The 16,927-nt window shown below is 61.9% G+C and carries 17 protein-coding genes; 9 read left to right on the top strand and 8 right to left on the bottom strand.

Annotated elements, in window-relative coordinates; genetic code table 11:
* Positions 1–13: 13 nt before the first annotated feature.
* Positions 14–1,048 carry an alpha/beta hydrolase gene (locus AB4136_RS18065; protein ID WP_024926147.1) on the bottom strand — a complete coding sequence of 345 codons (1,035 nt, stop codon included), beginning with the start codon at positions 1,046–1,048 and terminating at the stop codon, positions 14–16.
* Between the two features lie 99 nt (positions 1,049–1,147).
* Positions 1,148–1,972 (bottom strand): SDR family NAD(P)-dependent oxidoreductase, encoded by an 825-nt coding sequence (locus AB4136_RS18070; protein ID WP_024926148.1) that lies wholly within the window; start codon positions 1,970–1,972, stop codon positions 1,148–1,150.
* A gap of 216 nt (positions 1,973–2,188) precedes the next feature.
* Between AB4136_RS18070 and AB4136_RS18075 the strand changes: the two genes are divergently transcribed.
* The 6 genes from AB4136_RS18075 (at position 2,189) to AB4136_RS18100 (ending at position 6,658) form a co-directional block, all read left to right on the top strand.
* Entirely contained in the window at positions 2,189–3,223 is a 1,035-nt protein-coding gene (locus tag AB4136_RS18075; protein ID WP_024926149.1) for a cysteine synthase A, read from the top strand.
* On the top strand, positions 3,223–3,966 hold the full coding sequence (locus AB4136_RS18080; RefSeq protein WP_024926150.1) for an alanyl-tRNA editing protein: 744 nt from the start codon (positions 3,223–3,225) through the stop codon (positions 3,964–3,966). The genes AB4136_RS18075 and AB4136_RS18080 overlap by 1 nt, the downstream gene beginning before the upstream one ends.
* Positions 3,967–4,001: 35 nt before the next feature.
* Positions 4,002–4,856: a 3-mercaptopyruvate sulfurtransferase gene (gene sseA, locus AB4136_RS18085; RefSeq protein ID WP_024926151.1), complete on the top strand. Its 855-nt coding sequence runs from the start codon at positions 4,002–4,004 to the stop codon at positions 4,854–4,856.
* Between the two features lie 5 nt (positions 4,857–4,861).
* Complete coding sequence (locus AB4136_RS18090; RefSeq protein ID WP_024926152.1) at positions 4,862–5,422, top strand: GNAT family N-acetyltransferase; 561 nt, start codon at positions 4,862–4,864, stop codon at positions 5,420–5,422.
* 95 nt (positions 5,423–5,517) lie between these two features.
* Positions 5,518–6,075, top strand: a complete 558-nt coding sequence (locus tag AB4136_RS18095; RefSeq protein WP_024926153.1) for an OmpA family protein — start codon at positions 5,518–5,520, stop codon at positions 6,073–6,075.
* A gap of 112 nt (positions 6,076–6,187) precedes the next feature.
* A complete protein-coding gene (locus AB4136_RS18100; protein ID WP_024926154.1) occupies positions 6,188–6,658 on the top strand; it encodes a DUF1203 domain-containing protein in 471 nt (156 codons plus the stop codon).
* 202 nt (positions 6,659–6,860) lie between these two features.
* Here AB4136_RS18100 and AB4136_RS18105 read toward each other — a convergent pair whose 3' ends face one another.
* The 4 genes from AB4136_RS18105 to AB4136_RS18120 form a co-directional block, all read right to left on the bottom strand.
* Positions 6,861–7,652 carry a molybdopterin-binding protein gene (locus AB4136_RS18105; RefSeq protein WP_024926155.1) on the bottom strand — a complete coding sequence of 264 codons (792 nt, stop codon included), beginning with the start codon at positions 7,650–7,652 and terminating at the stop codon, positions 6,861–6,863.
* A 1-nt stretch (position 7,653) separates the two neighbouring features.
* A complete protein-coding gene (locus AB4136_RS18110) occupies positions 7,654–8,532 on the bottom strand; it encodes a cytochrome b/b6 domain-containing protein (RefSeq protein ID WP_024926156.1) in 879 nt (292 codons plus the stop codon).
* Positions 8,533–8,649: 117 nt separating this feature from the next.
* Positions 8,650–9,330 (bottom strand): DUF1345 domain-containing protein, encoded by a 681-nt coding sequence (locus AB4136_RS18115; protein ID WP_024926157.1) that lies wholly within the window; start codon positions 9,328–9,330, stop codon positions 8,650–8,652.
* Positions 9,331–9,345: 15 nt separating this feature from the next.
* Complete coding sequence (locus tag AB4136_RS18120) at positions 9,346–9,819, bottom strand: YaiI/YqxD family protein (protein ID WP_024926158.1); 474 nt, start codon at positions 9,817–9,819, stop codon at positions 9,346–9,348.
* Positions 9,820–9,890: 71 nt separating this feature from the next.
* On the opposite strand from AB4136_RS18120, the gene AB4136_RS18125 reads away from it, so the two are divergent.
* Together AB4136_RS18125 and AB4136_RS18130 are read left to right on the top strand one after the other, a co-directional pair.
* Positions 9,891–10,235 (top strand): cupin domain-containing protein, encoded by a 345-nt coding sequence (locus AB4136_RS18125; RefSeq protein ID WP_024926159.1) that lies wholly within the window; start codon positions 9,891–9,893, stop codon positions 10,233–10,235.
* 171 nt (positions 10,236–10,406) lie between these two features.
* Positions 10,407–12,419 carry an acetyl-CoA carboxylase biotin carboxylase subunit gene (locus tag AB4136_RS18130; protein WP_024926160.1) on the top strand — a complete coding sequence of 671 codons (2,013 nt, stop codon included), beginning with the start codon at positions 10,407–10,409 and terminating at the stop codon, positions 12,417–12,419.
* A 50-nt stretch (positions 12,420–12,469) separates the two neighbouring features.
* On the opposite strand, the gene AB4136_RS18135 is transcribed toward AB4136_RS18130, so the two are convergent.
* Positions 12,470–12,685 (bottom strand): hypothetical protein, encoded by a 216-nt coding sequence (locus tag AB4136_RS18135; protein WP_244431280.1) that lies wholly within the window; start codon positions 12,683–12,685, stop codon positions 12,470–12,472.
* Between the two features lie 241 nt (positions 12,686–12,926).
* Positions 12,927–13,154, bottom strand: coding sequence for a hypothetical protein (locus AB4136_RS18140; RefSeq protein ID WP_024926162.1), 228 nt, complete (start codon positions 13,152–13,154; stop codon positions 12,927–12,929).
* A 271-nt stretch (positions 13,155–13,425) separates the two neighbouring features.
* Here AB4136_RS18140 and dnaE point away from each other — a divergent pair, with 271 nt between their 5' ends.
* The gene (dnaE, locus tag AB4136_RS18145) at positions 13,426–16,905 is read left to right on the top strand and encodes a DNA polymerase III subunit alpha (RefSeq protein ID WP_137901734.1); all 3,480 of its coding nucleotides are present in this window, start codon (positions 13,426–13,428) and stop codon (positions 16,903–16,905) included.
* Positions 16,906–16,927 lie beyond the last annotated feature (22 nt).

Here is a 16,927-nt window from a genome sequence, read left to right on the forward strand (position 1 = left end):
CAGCGATCGAGATCTAGCTTTTTGGAGCGCCGGTCGTCGCCGGCGCTCCATTTTTATGTGCCGCGGTTGGCGTGTCGGCGGTCAGCGCTCTGACCCAGACCACGATACGCTGCGCCAGGAAGTTCGTGGTCGAAGGCGAAAGCGCATCGCCGGCAATGACGTGATTGTCGGGATCGCCGGAGCCGTCCACCGGCACCTCCTCGTGCGGGCCGCCCCAGCGGGCGGCGATTTCCTTGGTGCGATCGGGGCGCACGACCTTGTCGTCGTTGGAAAAGATGAACAGAGCCGGGATGGTGGCCTTTTCGACCGGTGCCTCATAGGCAAGCTTGGCCAATGCCGCCATCGGCAGGGTCGCTGCCATCGGATATCGCCAGGTCCAGAACTTTTCCTGCAGCGCGCCGCGCGGCTTGAATGAGCGCTCCTTGCCGGCAATCAGTTCGGCAAGCTGCTTGCCCCACGGCCAGGTAAGGATCTGCGCGCCCGATGCCTGCACGCCGTAGTTCGGCGAGATCATCGCAATCGCCTCGACATCTTTCGAGGCGTTCGGCTGCGTTGCCGCCCATGTCGCCAGCGATCCGCCCGTTGAGGTGGCGATGACGATCACCTTGTCGCCAATGGCACGGCCTATGGCGAGCGCCTCCTCATAATCGTTGATCCATGCGTTGACGCTGCCGTCGGCCATCGCCGCGCCGTCCTGACCGTGGCCGGTCAGCCGCGTATAGAAGAGATTGGCGTCGAGTTCTTCCGCGACCTTGTCGGCGAGTGGTCGTGTCTCGCCCTTCGAGGCCGAGAAGCCGTGAATATAGACGATGGCGACCGGCGTTTTGGCGTGGATCATCGGGTCGGCCCAGACGATCTCCTTTTCGAGCCCGTCGCGAATGTTGGGCACCTTGGCTTCCTCGCGGGCGAGGTAGCCCAGCGGATCGTCGCCGATCTTCGATGCGTCGAAATGCATGGTGGTGTCGACGGGAACGCGCGGTCCTAGCAAAGCCATCAGGGCGATCAGGACCACCAGACCGAGGAACATCACCGCAATACATCGCCCCATGCCGAACTCCAGACAGATCAACGCAAAGTATTGCGGCGGCTTGCAACAGGCAACGGGTCGGCTTCTTTGGGTACGGGGTCGCTTGCCGTATGGCTGGCGCTAGATCGGCTGCCTTGGCTTGCGGCCGAAGCTGAGTGGCCTGTCGCCCCATCCGGTCATGCGGTTGAGGAACCAGTGGCGAAGCGGGTGCGGCAGCATGCCGAGCACCTTCAACCACAAGGTAAAGCGGCGAGGGAAGGTGATTTCGAAACCGCCGTTCTGGATGCCACGCATCATCTTGTCCGCAGCGCAGGCCGAAGAAATCAGCGCCGGCAGCCGCACCCCGTTCTTCTGGGTCATCGGCGTGTCGATGAAGCCGGGGTTCATCACCTGGATACGGATGTTCAGCTTGTCGAGATCGAATTTCAGCGACTGCGCCATGATGTTGATGGCCGCCTTGGTGGCGCCATAGGCGGCGGTCGTCGGCCAGCCGAAATAGGCGCTGATCGAACCCACCATCACGATGTGTCCGCGGCCGTGCCTGCGCATGAATTTTACCACGGGAACCAGCCCGTGAACGATGCCCATCACGTTCACATCGTAAGTGCGGCGGAATTTCCGGACCGACAGGTTGTCGCCCGCCACCTGCGTGTAGCTGCCTGCATTGAAGATCGCGAGCGCTATCGGTCCGATTTCGGCTTCGATGGTGGCCACCGTGTCGGCCATGCCCAATTCGTCGGTAACATCGCAGGGATAAGCGACGATCCGGCCGGGCAGGCTGGCCACCTCGGCGATCAACAGGTCAATGGGATCTTCCTCGCGCGCGGTGATCGCCACGGTGAAGCCCTTTGCCGCCAACTCCTTGGCAAGTTCCCTGCCAATGCCGGAACTACCACCGGTGATCCAGGCAACGCCGTCTTTCGGGCTGGCCCGATAGAGTGTCATACAGTGTCTCGAAAGCTCCCTCGTCTCGTGATCTAACGGGGCGGAAGTCGAAAGAAAAGCCTGTTCTTGGATCCTCACCATATTAGTCTCGGCTGACATTGCACTCCATGCGACGGCGTCGCTTGCCGCGAATGCGACTGGTCCAGGTTAAATCCAGCCTTGAAAGGGCGAGCCGGCATTTCTAGGGTCTGCCTGCAGACACGAGAAGGATTCCTCATGCACCGTTCGGTGATCGACGCCATCGGCAACACGCCACTGATCCGGCTCAAGCGCGCCTCGGAAGAAACGGGCTGCGAGATTCTGGGCAAGGCCGAGTTCATGAATCCCGGCCAGTCGGTCAAGGACAGGGCTGGTCTGTTCATCATTCGCGATGCAGAGCAGCGTGGTCTGTTGAAACCGGGTGGCGTGATCGTCGAGGGCACCGCCGGCAATACGGGCATCGGCCTGACCCTGGTTGCGAAGGCGCTTGGCTACCGTACGGTCATTGTCATTCCGGACACCCAGAGCCAGGAGAAGAAGGACACGATCCGGCTACTGGGCGCCGAGTTGATCGAAGTTCCGGCGGTTCCCTACAAAAACCCCAACAACTATGTGAAACTGTCCGGGCGTCTGGCCGAACAGATGGCGCGGAGCGAAGCGAACGGTGCCATCTGGGCCAACCAGTTCGACAATGTCGCCAACCGCGACGGCCATATCCGCACGACGGCAGAGGAGATCTGGGCGCAGACTGGCGGCAAGGTTGACGGTTTCGTATCGGCTGTCGGCTCGGGTGGCACGCTGGCCGGTGTCGCGGCCGGATTGAAAGCCAAGAGCCGGGACGTCAAGATCGCGCTCGCCGATCCGCTCGGCGCCGCACTGCACTCCTTCTACACCAGCGGTGAATTGAAGGCTGATGGAAGCTCGATCACGGAAGGCATCGGCCAGGGACGCATCACCGCCAATCTTGACGGCTTCGCTCCGGACTTTTCCTTCCAGGTGCCCGACGAGGAAGCGCTTCCGATCGTTTTCGACTTGATCCAGGAAGAGGGTCTGTGCCTTGGCGGCTCGACCGGCATCAACATTGCCGGCGCCATCCGCCTTGCCCGCGAATTGGGGCCCGGCCACACCATTGTGACGATCCTGTGCGATTACGGCACGCGCTATCAGTCGAAATTGTTCAATCCGGCCTTCTTGCGCACCAAGAACCTGCCGGTGCCGGGCTGGATGGAAGGCACAAGCACCATTTCGGTGCCGTTCGAGAAGGTGGCGTGATGGCCGGCAAGACCGAAACGCTGTTTCGCGACGATTCCTACCTGAAAACGACGGAAGCGACGGTCGTCGCCATCAACGAGCGGGGCGGGATCATCCTCGACCGTACCGTGTTCTACGCGACCTCCGGCGGCCAGCCGGGCGATACCGGCCATATCGAGCTGGCCAATGGCGACCGCATCGAAGTCGCGGCGACGGTGACGGGCGAGACCAAGGACGAGATTATTCACGTTCCGGGGGCAGGGCAGCCAGTACCCTCAGTGGGTGAGAAGGTGAAAGCCTCGATCGACTGGCAGCGCCGCTACCTTTTGATGCGCATGCACACCGCCTGCCATCTGCTGAGCGTCGTTTGCCCGTTTCCTATTACCGGAGCTTCGGTCGCCGAAGACGATTCCCGCGTCGATTTCGATCTCCCCGATACCGGTTACTCCAAGGAGGAAGTGACGGCGCGGCTGATGGAACTCGTGCGGGCCGATCATCCTGTCTCCATCGAGTGGATCACCGACGAGGATTTGGCCGCCAATCCCAGTCTCGTCAAATCGAAGAATGTGCGTCCGCCGACCGGTACCGGGCGCATCCGTCTGGTTCTGATCGGCGAAAACGCGTCCGTGGACAGTCAGCCTTGCGGTGGCACCCACGTCGCCCGCACCGGCGAGGTTGGCGAGATCCATATCGGCAAGATCGAGAAGAAGGGGCGCGAGAACCGCCGCTTCCGTATCCGTTTCGGAGCGATGCCCGCGGCCTGACGGCGCGGCGACAGCGAAAGATCAGGGAGAACAGCATGGCCGAGGACAGTCCTTTCACCGTCGATGCCGACTGGCTTGAGCAGCGGCTCGGCCAGCCCGGCCTGTCGATCGTCGACGCCTCCTGGTATCTGCCGGCGCAGAAGCGTGATGCGCGCAAGGAATACGATGCCGCGCACATTCCCGGCGCCGTATTCCTTGACCATGACGCTGTTTCCGACCGGAATTCGCCGTTGCCGCACACGCTGGCTGCGCCGCGCGACTTCGCCCAATATGTCGGCAGCATGGGCATCTCCGCCGACGACACCATCGTCGTCTATGACGGGCCTGGTTTCTTCTCGGCGCCGCGCGCCTGGTGGATGTTTCGCGTCATGGGCGTGTTCCAGACCTATATTCTGGACGGCGGTTTCGATCACTGGAAGGCTGCCGGGCGCCCTGTGACCGCGGAGCCGACCAAGACCGCGCCGGGTATTTTCCATGCTGACTTCGATGCCGCCCGGGTAGCGTCCCTGGCTGACATGCGCCGCATGGTGGCAAGCGGAGAGAGCCAGATCGCGGACGCCCGTTCGCCCGGTCGTTTTGCCGGCGCCGAGCCGGAGCCGCGCGCTGGCGTGCGCGCTGGCCATATGCCGGGCGCCCACAACGTTCCCTACAATCGCCTGTCGGAGAACGGCATGCTGTTGCCGAAGTCCACGCTGCGCGAAGTCATCGAGGATGCTGGCATTGACCTCTCGAAGCCGGTTGTTACATCCTGCGGCTCCGGTATTACCGCGGCCGTGATAACGCTGGCACTGGAGACGCTCGGCCACACCGACAACCGGCTCTATGACGGTTCCTGGACCGAATGGGGCGGGCTGGCGGACACGCCGGTGGTCACGGGCAAGGAGCGCTGATTGTAATGAGCGCCGATGCGCTGGAGCGGATAGACGTCACGGTAACGTTCCTCGAGATGGATACGCCGCCGGCATATTATCCATCCTTGCCCTACAACCGGCAGATCGCGCTGCTGAAGACACGGGCCATCCCGCTGCATTTCTATCGCTATCTGCAGGATCGCGTCGGCCGCAAATGGCAGTGGGTCAATGTGCTGAGGCTGAATGACGAGGAACTCTCGGCCGGACTTCATCGCGAAGATCGCGACATCCGCGTGCTTTATGTCGACGGTGCGCCGGCGGGCTTCTTCGACATCAAGCCGCATCTGCCCGACGAAGTCGAATTGGCCTATTTCGGCATGATGGAACACGCGACGGGGCAGGGCATCGGCCGCTGGTTTCTCGGGGCGGCGATCGAGGCTTGCTGGTCGCACAAGCCGAGGCGGGTCACCGTGCAGACCTGCACGCTCGACCATCCCGCCGCGCTGTCGCTCTATCAGAAACTCGGCTTCCGGCCGGTCGCGCAGAAAAAAGAGGTTGTTGTCCCGCTGTCTTTTGCCGATCGCTCGGCCAGCGTCATGCGTTAGGCACTCCTGAACGATCCATTCATGCCGGCTTCAGCTTGGCTCCGCCATGGTGCGGTCGACATCAATCCGATCGCGCCGAAATGAGGAGCCAATATATGATTTCCCGCCGTACTGTCGCCGCAGCACTCGTCGCCGCCATCGCGCTTCCCGGTCTTGCCCTTGCGCAGGCGCAAACGCCGTCGGCAGCCCAGATCGAGCGTACGCTGGAGGCTACGCCCCGCATGAAGCTGCGGCCCAGCGAACGCGTCACCATTCGCGAATTCAAGCGCCGGCCGGATCTGCGCCGCATGGCGCCGTCCATCGACATCCAGTCGATCAACTTCGCCTTCGGTTCGGCTGCCATCGCGCCGTCGCAATATGGGAAGGTCGAGAACATTGCCGACGGGCTCCATCGTCTGCTGCGACGTGACCGCCACGCCCGTGTTTTGATCGAAGGCCATACCGACGCGGTCGGTTCCTTCGCCTCCAACCAGGCATTGTCCGAGCAACGGGCAGCCTCGCTGAAGCGGACGCTGGTACGCGAATTCGGCGTGCCCGGCTACGCGCTGGAAACGGTCGGTTATGGCGAGGAATTCCTGCTCGTGCCGACGCAGAACGAGAATTGGCGCAATCGGCGCGTCACATTGCGCCGCTTCGACGACTTCATTCGATAACGTCGAACCGCCCGGTCGTTTCTTGCATGGCCGATTGCTATGCAGGAAACGGGTGGGAGGCGCCGGTTGACGATCATAGCTTGTGGTTCACGGAAATCGGAGAACCACAGCCATGTCCATCCTGTTCAAAGCCTTGCCGACCGATGCGGTGCGCGCGCTGCAATCCGGCGGCGCCGATGCCTATGGCCACGTGCCGGAGCGCGCGATCTCGGACGGCGATGGTGTACCGTGCCGGCATTGTCTCAAGAATGTCGCCGCCGGCGAAGCCTACCTCATCCTCGCCTACCGGCCGTTCGCAGAATTGCAGCCTTATGCGGAGACCGGCCCGATCTTCCTGCACGCCGAAGAATGTCCGCGCGCGGAGGAGGCGGCCGCTATCCCGGAGCTGTTTTTGAAGACAAAGGACTACATCGTGCGCGGTTACAGCGCCGATGACCGTATAGTCTATGGCAGCGGCGCGGTGGTGCCCACGCCGGATATTGCCGCGCGGGCAGCGGAGCTTCTGGAACGCGAGGAAATCGCCTATCTGCACATGCGCTCGGCTCGCAACAATTGCTACCAGTGCCGGATCGAGCGCGCCTGATGATGGCGGTAACGTGTGGTTAACCAAAATCGGTGGAAGATCATCCCAGCCTGTCATCTGGTCGTCGTATCGAGTGGCTATGAGGTGGGTGTCGAACGATTTCATCGACCGCGGATGAACCGGCGGTGAAACTCGACGGACGAGGAAGCGGGGTGCTAACCCCGCTTTTTTGTTTTCCAAGGTGCTTCAGGCGGGCGGCGGGTCAGATGCCGCCATACCAGTCATAGCCGTTGTCTTCCCAATAGCCGCCGCGACCACGCCCGAAAGCGCCGAAGGAATCGACCAGTTCGATGCCGCGCAGATATTTGGGCATCTTGTAGCCGAGCTGCCGTTCGACGCGAACGCGCAGCGGCGCCCCGTTTTCCACCGGAAGCGGTTTACCGTTCAATCCATAGGCCAGGATTGTTTGCGGATGGCGCGCGTCGATCAGGTCGATCGAGCCGTAATATTTGATGTCGCCGGACAGGTCGCGGTCGATCGTGTCGAGACAATGGAACATGACATACCGTGCTTGCGGCTTGACCACGGCCTGGTCGAGCACGAGCGACAGCGGCGTTCCCGTCCATTTGGCGATGCAGCTCCAGCCTTCCACGCAGTCGTGGCGGGTGATCTGGGTGCGGCTCGGCATGGCGATGAGCTGTTCGCGTGTCAGCGACAACGGCTTCTCCACCAGCCCGGTGACTTCGAGCCGCCAATCGACGAAATCGTTGGCAAGCAAGGCTTGGTAGGCATCGTCGTCCGGTGTGGTAACGCCGTTCGGACGCATTGGTTGGCGGATGTCGGCTTCGCCGAATTCCGGCGCCAGGGCATTGCGCCCGGCAAGCAGCCGCTGCGCCCGATAGGTCAGACCGTTAGCCCCCTCGAGGAAATTGCGCAGGCCCTGGCCCATGCCGAGTTGGTTATCGAAAGCATCGCAGCCCGAGAGCGCGATGCCGGACGCGCCAAGGCCGGCGGCGGTCAGGAACTTGCGGCGGCTGATCTGAAACTTGGCCATATCAGTTGCTCCGCTCGGCAGAAGAGGTTCCGTTTTCGGGCGGATCGGTCCGGTACCAGCCGGTGATGATGGAGCGCAGCTCGTTGATCGGGCCTGCGGCGAGGATCATCAGCATGTGGATGAGGAAGAACAGGACAAGCAGCACCATCACGGTGAAATGGATGGTGCGCGCCGTCTGCCGTCCGCCGAAGAGCTCGTTGAGGAAAGGCAGCACCGAATTCATCGATGGCGACATGGCGAGGCCGGTCAGGATCATCAGCGGCAAAGCCACGAACAACACCCCGCCATAAGCGAGCTTCTGCAGCGTGTTGTAACGACCGGTGTGATGGAAACGCAGGCGAGCATGGTCGAAGACATCGCGCGGAAGATTGCGGATATCGGCCAGGCGAGGGGCAAGGTCACGGCGAATGTGACCGTTGAACAGGCCGGCAATCAGCCACACCAGCAGCGTCGCGCTCAATGTCCAGGCAAAGAAGAAATGCACGACACGGGCGGTGCCAAGATCGTAGTAGGAGGGGATTGTCGCCCAGGACGGGAAGGCGCGGGCCGTCTCGTTGCCGGGCGGGCCCGACCAGCCGAGCACGCCGGTGGTGTCAAAGCGTCGACCGAAGATTTCGAGATAGCCGCGTGAGCCTTCATCGGCCTCGTCGGCGCCGATCTTCAGGATCGTGTTGTCGTAGCCGAAGCCGGATTCCTTGCCGATATAGAGCTGCGGCCGCGCATTGAAGATCTGCAGGCCGCTCAGCAGCAGGAAAAACAAGGCGAAGGCCCACACCCAATGCGTGAGCCGCGTCCATCGTGATTGCCGGTAGATGAGCGGGCCTTTTTGTGGCCGCCCGGTCTCGGCTTCTGCATTGCTGGTCTCGGCGGTTGCGTCCATCTTGCACCCCTTCAACCGCATTCCGCGGTGCGATTGGTCTCGCATCGTAATACGGACCATCGCCTCGTGATGTTTCACTCCATCACGATTTTGTGCTTCGTGCCTCGCTGCCTTGCATCAGCTTCCGCCGAGCGTAACGGCGAGATTGACCGCCGCCGCGACGATAATCGTGTTGAAGAAGAACGCGACCACCGAATGCACGATGACCAGACGGCGCATGCGTGTGGTGGTGACTTCGACATCGGCGGTCTGCGCCGTCATTCCGATGACAATCGCGAAATAGAGAAAGTCCCATCCTTGCGGCGGCGTGTCGCCACCCGGGAAGGAGAGACCACCGACCGGTTGGCGGACTGGCCTGCCTCTGGCGTCGCGCACTTCGTCGTCGCGCCAGTAGACATGGGCGTAGTGCAGCGCGGCCATCATGTGGATGGTGATCCAGCCAAGCGGCAACGACAGCAATGCCGCCAAGAGCTCCAGCGGGGGATGCTTGTGGTTGGCGTTGATGATGAGGAACAGGGAACCGATCGCCACGGCGATGACGACGGCGACCACAGCGAAGATAATGAAGATCGGCAGGTCGTCGCTGCGTGCCTTGAGCCGCAGATGTTCCGCCGTTAGGCCCGGCATTCGCCGCAGGATCATGACGATATACATCACGAAGAAGACGTCGGCGCCGATCGAGAAGGCGATGGCGATCTGGAAATAGCGCGCGACCAGGAATGTCGCGAGCCCTGTCGCAGCCGCGACCAGGAAAGGCAGGAGGCGGATCGCCGTGTTCTTGGTGAATGTCGTTTTCATGTTGGGCCGATGTCCTCAGCCGATTGCGGCTGATTTGAGAGCACGACGTAGGATGCGGTCCAGTTCGCCGAGGAAGCGCGAACGGTCCTGCGGCGTGAAGCCAGCATTGTAGCCTTTGCTTTCGCCGGTTTCGCGCAAATGCTGTTTCAGGTCGCGCATGGCAACCGCCATGCCGATGGTTTCAGGCGTGAAGGGCCGGCCGGTCGGGCCAAGCACATGGGCGTTGAGCGCCACCGCCCGCGCCGCCAGCGGAATATCGGCCGTAACTACGACATCGTTGGCTTTGGTGTTTTCGACGATCCAGTCATCGGCGGCGTCCGCGCCCTTGCTGACGACGACATTGCGGATCATCGGATCGCGCGAGGGCCTGAGCCCGCCATTCGAAACGAAGACGACCCCGACCCCGTGTCGCTCGGCGACCTTGATGACCTCCTCCTTCACCGGGCAGGCATCGGCATCGACATAGATGGCGGGGGCGGGTGGGGTCATCGTTTGCATCATGTTCCGGCAAGCGACTTCTTTGACTAAGGTCGATTCCGGCAGAAGGGAGTGAGGCAAGCATGGCACATGTGATCGAGCGCGAGCAATGGGCCGAGAAGCCGGATGTTTGGCATGGGGAGTTCCAGGGTGGGCCATACGGAGCGGAAGTTTCGGTGGTGTTCTACTCTTCCGACAGGATCGGCGGCGGTCCCAAGCTGCATAAACACCCCTATCCGGAGGTCTTTATCGTCAGGCAAGGCAGGGCGCTGTTCATCATCGGCGACAAGACGATAGAGGCCAGCGCTGGCCAAATCCTGGTTGCGCCGGCAAACACGCCGCACAAATTCTCCAATCTGGGTCCCGGACGGCTTGAAAGTACCGATCTGCATGTCGCCGGCGCCTTTGCAACCGACTGGCTGGAGTAATCGGGGATCATTTCTCGGCTTTCCTGTACATCGTTCGCGCCTGCAAGATTGCGCGGCTGGGCAGGCAAACCCGATTTGCATCCAACGAATGCCGGCACGGTGCATGCCGTAGCTTGAGCCCGGTCGTGGAAGTCCATAAAAGGTAAGGACTTACCGGAGGAAGCGGCGTCCATGTTCAACAAGATATTGATCGCCAATCGTGGCGAGATCGCCTGTCGCGTCATCAAGACGGCACGCAAGATGGGCATTTCCACGGTAGCGGTCTATTCGGACGCCGATCGCGACGCCGTGCATGTCGAGATGGCTGACGAAGCGATCCATATCGGCCCGGCCCCCGCCGCCCAGAGTTATCTCGTCGCCGACAGGATTATCGAGGCTTGCAAGGCATCCGGGGCCGAGGCCGTTCATCCCGGTTACGGTTTCCTGTCCGAACGTGCGTCATTCTGCGAAGCGCTTGAGGCGCAGGGGATCGCCTTCATCGGTCCGAAGCCCAAGGCGATCAAGGCCATGGGCGACAAGATCGAATCCAAGAAATTCGCCAACGCTGCCAAGGTGAGCACCGTCCCTGGTTGGCTGGGCGTCATCGAGAACGCCGACCACGCGGAAAAGATCGCCGGCGAGATCGGCTATCCGGTCATGATCAAGGCGTCGGCCGGGGGCGGCGGCAAGGGCATGCGCATCGCCTGGTCGCAGGCGGAAGTTCGCGACGGCTTCGACCGTGCTCGTTCCGAGGCGAAAAGTTCCTTTGGCGACGACCGTGTCTTCATCGAGAAGTTCGTTGTTGATCCGCGTCACATCGAGATCCAGGTTCTTGCCGACGCGCATGGCAACGCCGTCTATCTGGGCGAACGCGAATGTTCGATCCAGCGCCGCAACCAGAAGGTTGTCGAGGAAGCACCGTCGCCCTTCCTTGACGAGAAGACCAGAAAGGCCATGGGCGAACAGGCGGTGGCGTTGGCGAAAGCGGTCGACTACCAGAGCGCCGGCACCGTCGAGTTCATCGTCGACAAGGACAAAAACTTCTACTTCCTTGAAATGAATACGCGATTGCAGGTCGAGCATCCGGTGACCGAGCTCATCACCGGCATCGATCTTGTAGAGCAAATGATCCGCGTCGCCGCCGGCGAGGAACTGGCTTTCGGCCAGGGCGACGTGAAGCTCGACGGTTGGGCGGTCGAGAGCCGGCTTTACGCGGAGGATCCCTATCGCAACTTCCTGCCGTCGATTGGCCGGCTGACGCGTTACCAGCCGCCCGAGGAAGGCCGCTTCGGCGATATCGTCGTGCGCAACGACACCGGTGTCACCGAAGGTTCCGAAATCTCGATGTTCTACGATCCGATGATCGCCAAGCTGTGCACCTGGGCGCCGACGCGAGGGCAGGCGATCGATGCCATGTCGGAGGCGCTGGACGAATTCGTCGTGGATGGCATCGAGCACAACATCCCCTTCCTGTCGGCCTTGATGCAGCATCCGCGCTGGCGCGAGGGACGGCTTTCGACGGGTTTCATCGCCGAGGAATATCCGGACGGATTCGCGCCGATCGCGCCGGATGCGAAGGACAGGGCCGTTCTGGCGGCGATCGCCGCTTCGGTGGAATTGCTGCGCCGCGACCGGCTGGACCGGCTGAGCGGTCGGCTTGCCCCGCATTCGGGGGCATTGAAGCGTGATTGGGTGGTGAAGCTCGGCAAGGATTACCTGTCGGCGACGGTTCTTGAGGGCATGATCTCGATACCGATGGAACTCGATCTCTCGATCGAAGGCGGCAAGGCACTCACGGTGGCTTCCGACTGGCGGCCGGGCGAACCGGTCTGGCGTGGCACGGTTGGCAAGCACAGGGTCTCGGCCCAATTGCGGTCGCTGCCCAATGGCACGCGCATCGCCTGGAAGGGCATGTCGGTGACGGCGCTTGCCATGCTGCCGCAGACGGCGGCGATGGAACGGATAATGCCCGTGAAGCTGCCGCCGGACACTTCCAGGTTGCTGCTGTGTCCGATGCCGGGTTTGGTGGTCTCGATCGCCGTCGCCGAAGGGCAGGAGGTCAAGGCGGGCGACACCTTGGCCGTGGTTGAGGCGATGAAGATGGAAAATGTGTTGCGCGCCGAGCGCGATCTCAGGGTTACGAAACTGAATGCCAAGCCGGGCGACAGTCTGGCGGTCGATGCCGTGATCATGGAGTTTGCCTGAGGTCTGGCAAGTCATCCGGGGCGAGCCATTCGCCGCCCCGGATTTTGTCGTTAGGCCGAGACTTCCTCGACGCGCTGGTCGGTGACGACATAGATGCAGGCCCGGCAGGCCTCGCCGCCGCGTTGTGAATACCAGCGGCAACTGCCGCGGATGGCGCAGCGCGGCAAGTTGGCGGCCGGATCGATCTTCTGGTCGGCCATGCCCGCAAGCACCCGTTCGATGACGCCGCAGGAATTGCCCGTCCATTGCCGGCATTTTCCTTCCACGCACTTTCCAGCAAACCGAAAGCGCGCTTCCGGGGCACCGGTTTTGCCTGCCAGCGTTATGAAATCAGCGTCGATTTCCAGGCGTGTCGGGACAGGCTGCACGATGCCGTCGTCTCCGACGATGCCGATCAGAAGCGCGCCCGGTTCGGCAGGCGCGCTCGGGCACGATCTTTGACCGTCGTCCGAGCGCGGCGGTCTCGTTTGGCGTTGACCGGAAGGCTGCGCTGGAATGGGCATGGCATCAGCGCATCAGACCGCCGATTTCCTTTTCGATAGCGGGAAGCTGGCGCTGGTCCAGATGCAGGATCAGCCCCAGCCATTCCTTTGGAAAGCGCAGCACCATTTCAGGTTGAGTATGTGTTTCGGCCAGCCCGGTGAGGACCGCCTGCTGGATATTCCTGGCCAGTTTCTCTTCCATACCCTTGGCGAGCTTGACGCCTGACAGATCGACGACGAAACGATTGCTCATGATGATATCCTCCGTGAAGGTATTCTCGCAGGACTATCGTGCCGGCTTCGCGGTACAGGTGCTATGAAGCGCTTCACACAGGTTGAAGCGGACAGTTGTGCGCGGCGCGGGAGCTGTTTCTTGTGATCGAAGAGCGCGCGGTGACGACGAAGCTGGCAGGCAGCGGTGTGGCTGACTAGATTGATGGCAGCCGGATCGAGATTCGTTCACCAGATCGGAAATAGCCGTGACTAACGACGTCAGGACGCGAGATCCTCTCAAACGCGAGGCGATGATCGCAAGGAAGGGAGAAGCGCCGGCGCGCCCCTTCGTGCATTTGCGCGTGCATTCCGCCTATTCGCTGTTGGAAGGGGCCTTGCAGCTTGGCGCGATTGTCGGCCACGCGGTCAAGGACCAGGCACCGGCCGTTGCGATCAGCGACACCAACAATCTGTTCGGTGCGCTCGAATTCGCGCAGAAGGCCGTGAAGGACGGTATCCAGCCGATCATCGGTTGTCAGGTCGATCTGGCGTTCGTCGGCGAAACCAATGACGGCCAGCGGGATCGGCGCAGGCAGGGGCCGGACCTGAGGCCGGTCGTTTTCCTGGCGGCCAGCGAGGCAGGCTATGCCAATCTCGTTCGCCTCATAAGCCGCGCCTATCTGGAAACGCCCGCCGGTGAGCCGGTGCATGTCTCAACCGATATGGTTGGCGACTGCGCCGGCGATGTCATTTGTCTGACAGGCGGCCCTCGTGGGCCGATTGGCACCGCACTGTTTGACGATCGCAACGATCTGGCCGAGACACGTCTGCTTGCCCTGAAAACATTGTTCGGCAACCGCCTCTATGTCGAGCTGGAACGGGTGACCAACTACGATCGCGAGGTCGAACAAGCCACGATCGAATTGGCCTACCGCCACGAGCTCCCGCTTGTCGCCACCAATGAAGCCTTCTTCTCCTCACGCGAGGATTTCGAGGCACATGACGCGCTCATCGCGATTGCCGAGGGCTCGGTCGTTGCCGCCGATGAACGCCGACGCCTGACGCCGGACAATCACCTCAAGAGCCAGGCCGAAATGGCGCGCCTGTTCGAGGATTTGCCGGAAGCGGTGGACAACACGATCGAGATCGCCCGGCGTTGTTCCTACTACCCGAAGAACCGCAAGCCGATCCTGCCGCGCTTTACCGGTGCCGACGTTTCCGATGCCGAGGCGGCCGAGAGCGCTGAAGCGGAAGAACTTGCGCGCCAGGCCCGCGAAGGACTGAACGTGCGCTTCGCCACTCGCGGCCTCCACTCGGGTTTCACCGAGGAACAGTATCGCGAAAGGCTGGAGTTCGAGATCGGCATCATCCAGCGCATGAAGTTCCCCGGCTATTTCCTGATCGTGTCGGACTTCATCAAATGGGCCAAGCAACATGACATTCCTGTCGGCCCGGGCCGTGGCTCGGGTGCGGGTTCGCTGGTTGCCTACGCGCTTCTCATCACCGATGTCGATCCGCTGCGCTTCTCGCTGCTGTTCGAGCGCTTCCTTAATCCCGACCGCGTCTCGATGCCCGACTTCGACATCGACTTCTGCCAGGATCGCCGCGAAGAGGTGATCCGCTACGTACAGGCCAAATACGGCCGCGACCAGGTCGGACAGATCATCACCTTCGGTACGCTGCAGGCGCGTGCCGTTTTGCGCGACGTCGGTCGCGTTCTGCAGATGCCCTACGGCCAGGTCGATCGGCTCTGCAAGATGGTGCCGCAGAACCCTGCCAATCCTGTCAAGCTCGCCGAAGCAATCGCCAACGAGCCGCGCTTTGCCGAGGAGGCGGAAAAGGAGCCGATCGTCCAGACGCTGCTCGACATGGCGCAGAAGCTGGAAGGCCTCTATCGCCATGCCTCGACGCACGCCGCCGGCATCGTCATCGGTGACCGACCCTTGTCGGAACTGGTGCCGATGTATCGCGATCCGCGCTCGGATATGCCGGTCACGCAGTTCAACATGAAGAAGGTGGAGGATGCCGGGCTGGTGAAGTTCGACTTCCTCGGCCTGAAAACGCTGACCGTGCTGGAGAAGGCGGTAAAGCTCATCCGTCGCCGCGGCATCGACATCGACCTTGCCACTATTCCGCTGGACGACCCGCAGACCTACGCCATGCTGTCGCGCGGCGAGGTTGTCGGCGTGTTCCAGGTTGAAAGTGCCGGCATGCGCAAGGCGCTCATCGGCATGCGTCCCGACCGCATCGAGGACATCATCGCACTGGTCGCCCTCTATCGGCCGGGGCCGATGGAGAACATCCCGACTTACAACGCCAGAAAACATGGCGAAGAGGAAATCGCCTCGATCCATCCCAAGATCGACCATCTGGTGAAGGAGACGCAGGGCGTTATCGTCTACCAGGAACAGGTGATGCAGATCGCGCAAGAGCTTGCGGGCTACACGCTCGGTCAGGCCGACTTGTTGCGCCGCGCCATGGGCAAGAAGATCCGCGCCGAAATGGACCAGCAGCGCGGCATCTTCGTGTCCGGCGCCGTGGAACGTGGCGTCGCCAAGCCGCAGGCCGATTTCATCTTCGACCTTCTGGCGAAGTTCGCCGACTACGGCTTCAACAAGTCGCACGCCGCCGCCTACGCCATCGTCTCTTATCAAACCGCCTATCTGAAGGCGCATTATCCGGTGGAGTTCCTGGCCGCGTCGATGACGCTCGATATGTCGAACACCGACAAGCTGGCGGATTTCCGCCAGGATGCGATGCGGCTCGGTATCGAGGTCGTCGCGCCCTCGGTGATGACCAGCTTCCGCGATTTCGAAGTTGGCGAGAACAAGATCTTCTATTCCATGGCGGCGCTGAAGGGCGTCGGCGACGCGGCCGTCGAACACATTGTCGAAAGGCGTGGGGACGGTCCGTTCAAGAGCCTGGCAGATTTCTGCGAGCGGATCGACCCGAAAGTCGTTGGCAAGCGTGTCTTCGAAAGCCTGATCATGGCTGGCGCGCTTGATTGTTTCGGGCACGACCGCGCGCAGATGATGGGCGGTGTCGAGCGGATGATGGGGCTGGCGGCGCTGGCGCAGCAGAATGCCACTTCCGGCCAGGCCGACATTTTCGGCGCTTCGCTGGGAGCGCAGTCGCAAGCGCTCAACCTGCCGTTGAGCGAACCGTGGCTGGCTGCCGACCGCTTGTACCGCGAATTCCAGGTGGTCGGGTTTTATCTCTCCGCGCACCCGCTCGATGAATACAAGGTCGCGCTGCAGAAGATGCGCGTGCAGAACTGGGCGGAGTTTTCCGCGGCGGTGAAACGTGGCGCCTCGGCCGGACGCCTTGCCGGTACAGTGACCGCCAAGCAGGAACGCAAGACGCGAACTGGCAACAAGATGGGTATCGTGAACTTCTCGGACATGACCGGCCAATATGAAGCGGTGATGTTTTCGGAGACGCTGGCGCAATATCGCGACATGCTGGAAGCCGGCAAATCGGTCGTCATCACCGTCGCGGCGGAGGACAGGCCGGAAGGGGTCAATCTTCGCATCCAGACAGTGCAGTCGCTGGAGGATGAGGCAAGCCGCATCCAGAAAGCCCTGCGCATCTTCGTGAGGGATGCCGCCCCGCTCAATGCACTTGCTGGGCAGCTTGGCGTGAAGGGCGAGGGGCAGGTGTCCTTCGTGCTGATCAAGGACGGCGGGCAGGGGGAGGTCGAGATCGAGCTTCCCAATCGCTACCGCATCTCGCCGCAAGTGGCGTCGGCGATGCGGGCAGTGCCCGGAGTGATCGAAGTCGAGCTGGTTTAGGCAATCGGAACTCGTCCTGAAA

This window comes from Mesorhizobium sp. 2RAF21 (assembly GCF_052115345.1).
Taxonomy (GTDB): domain Bacteria; phylum Pseudomonadota; class Alphaproteobacteria; order Rhizobiales; family Rhizobiaceae; genus Mesorhizobium; species Mesorhizobium terrae.

What these genes read in the sequence shown, in the direction of transcription:
- AB4136_RS18095 (WP_024926153.1), top strand. Translation starts at nt 5,518, where the DNA reads ATGATTTCCCGCCGTACTGTCGCCGCAGCACTCGTCGCCGCCATCGCG.
- AB4136_RS18115 (WP_024926157.1), bottom strand. Translation starts at nt 9,330, where the DNA reads ATGAAAACGACATTCACCAAGAACACGGCGATCCGCCTCCTGCCTTTC.
- AB4136_RS18080 (WP_024926150.1), top strand. Translation starts at nt 3,223, where the DNA reads ATGGCCGGCAAGACCGAAACGCTGTTTCGCGACGATTCCTACCTGAAA.
- AB4136_RS18130 (WP_024926160.1), top strand. Translation starts at nt 10,407, where the DNA reads ATGTTCAACAAGATATTGATCGCCAATCGTGGCGAGATCGCCTGTCGC.
- AB4136_RS18110 (WP_024926156.1), bottom strand. Translation starts at nt 8,532, where the DNA reads ATGGACGCAACCGCCGAGACCAGCAATGCAGAAGCCGAGACCGGGCGG.
- dnaE (WP_137901734.1), top strand. Translation starts at nt 13,426, where the DNA reads ATGATCGCAAGGAAGGGAGAAGCGCCGGCGCGCCCCTTCGTGCATTTG.
- sseA (WP_024926151.1), top strand. Translation starts at nt 4,002, where the DNA reads ATGGCCGAGGACAGTCCTTTCACCGTCGATGCCGACTGGCTTGAGCAG.
- AB4136_RS18125 (WP_024926159.1), top strand. Translation starts at nt 9,891, where the DNA reads ATGGCACATGTGATCGAGCGCGAGCAATGGGCCGAGAAGCCGGATGTT.
- AB4136_RS18140 (WP_024926162.1), bottom strand. Translation starts at nt 13,154, where the DNA reads ATGAGCAATCGTTTCGTCGTCGATCTGTCAGGCGTCAAGCTCGCCAAG.
- AB4136_RS18100 (WP_024926154.1), top strand. Translation starts at nt 6,188, where the DNA reads ATGTCCATCCTGTTCAAAGCCTTGCCGACCGATGCGGTGCGCGCGCTG.
- AB4136_RS18120 (WP_024926158.1), bottom strand. Translation starts at nt 9,819, where the DNA reads ATGACCCCACCCGCCCCCGCCATCTATGTCGATGCCGATGCCTGCCCG.
- AB4136_RS18090 (WP_024926152.1), top strand. Translation starts at nt 4,862, where the DNA reads ATGAGCGCCGATGCGCTGGAGCGGATAGACGTCACGGTAACGTTCCTC.
- AB4136_RS18070 (WP_024926148.1), bottom strand. Translation starts at nt 1,972, where the DNA reads ATGACACTCTATCGGGCCAGCCCGAAAGACGGCGTTGCCTGGATCACC.
- AB4136_RS18075 (WP_024926149.1), top strand. Translation starts at nt 2,189, where the DNA reads ATGCACCGTTCGGTGATCGACGCCATCGGCAACACGCCACTGATCCGG.
- AB4136_RS18065 (WP_024926147.1), bottom strand. Translation starts at nt 1,048, where the DNA reads ATGGGGCGATGTATTGCGGTGATGTTCCTCGGTCTGGTGGTCCTGATC.
- AB4136_RS18105 (WP_024926155.1), bottom strand. Translation starts at nt 7,652, where the DNA reads ATGGCCAAGTTTCAGATCAGCCGCCGCAAGTTCCTGACCGCCGCCGGC.